This is a genomic window from Mesorhizobium sp. M1E.F.Ca.ET.063.01.1.1, assembly GCF_003998155.1.
Lineage (GTDB): Bacteria > Pseudomonadota > Alphaproteobacteria > Rhizobiales > Rhizobiaceae > Mesorhizobium.
The window spans coordinates 1-720 of the sequence record NZ_RZSC01001395.1; the positions used below are offsets into that span (position 1 = coordinate 1).

The window sequence follows — 720 nt, forward strand, 5'->3', positions numbered from 1 at the left end:
TTGCAGGCGGAGTCATGGGGCCGGGCTTTCCTTCTCCCACAAGGGGAGAAGGGAGAGGCGCCGATCGGCAACGACGTTACTCTTGAGTATCCGCTCTTCGGCGGTGACCGCTGACCTGCGCGCCGTCCTCAGCCCGATCACATAGTCGTGTTGGTGTAACGCTTCGCCAACCCGCAGCGAACCCTGAAAGGGGCAATTGTGCCCCCCGCAAAACGGGAGTGAGCAGAATGCATTCGATCAAGCTTGTAGCGATTGCCGGCCTTGTCGGCCTGTCCGTCTCGCCGGCGCTTGCCGAGGACGCGATGGGAACGATGACCATGATGAAGGGCGGGCAAGTGACGGCGATCATGCCCGACGGGCATATGGGCACCATGACGCCTGACGCGAAGATGGGCGCCGAAATGATGAAGACGGCGAAGCCACTCAAGCATTGCATGATGATGATCACCGACGCCAAGGGCAAAGCCTACGTGATCGACACGTCGACCAAGAAGGCCCAGGCCGAATGTGAAAAAATGGCGATGTGAGCGAAACGGCGGCAAGCCGGTGGGATGAAAGCAAAAGGCCGGGCTTGGAGGCCCGGCCTAATCGTCAGATTGGCTTTTCGCTATTTACACTTGGCGATCGAGGACAGCGCCGCCGAAATGCCCTTCAGCGAAAAGACGTAAGAAGTGGGGTTGCCGCCGTTTCGCTCACATCGCCATTTTTTCACATTCGGCC

At 59.2% G+C, this 720-nt stretch carries 1 protein-coding gene; it reads left to right on the forward strand.

All coding sequences use genetic code 11. The features are described 5' to 3' along the window. Positions 1-227: 227 nt before the first annotated feature. Entirely contained in the window at positions 228-527 is a 300-nt protein-coding gene (locus EOA29_RS38795) for a hypothetical protein (protein WP_126091156.1), read from the forward strand. The last annotated feature ends 193 nt before the right edge of the window (positions 528-720 follow it).

Bases quoted from the DNA above. Each gene is read 5' to 3' on its own strand.
- EOA29_RS38795 (WP_126091156.1), top strand. From the start codon at position 228: ATGCATTCGATCAAGCTTGTAGCGATTGCCGGCCTTGTCGGCCTGTCC.